The organism is Bradyrhizobium sp. Kon56, assembly GCF_055807635.1.
In genome coordinates, this window is the sequence record NZ_JBVVOU010000652.1 from 1 (window position 1) to 234 (window position 234).

Sequence of the window (234 nt, forward strand, 5' to 3'; positions counted from 1 at the left end):
TGCACCTGGCCGGCCGCTGGGAGTCTTACGCCACCCAGGCTTACCGCACACTGGTCGACCGCTATGACGTGATCGAATTGCGCAGCCGCGACCTGCAAGAGCACAACGCCATCGAACAGGCGGCGCAGGATATGGAATATGTCCGTGCACAACTGGGCGAGGCCCGGCTCAGCTATATCGGCAATGCCGACGCGGCGCGACTCAGCAACCGCTATGCCACGCTGTTCCCCGAAC

Annotated in this window: 1 protein-coding gene; it reads left to right on the forward strand. The window is 63.2% G+C overall.

Translation table 11 applies throughout. The features are described from left to right. On the forward strand, window positions 1-234 hold a 234-nt coding region (locus AC0L3B_RS40395; RefSeq protein ID WP_473383689.1), incomplete at both ends, for a hypothetical protein.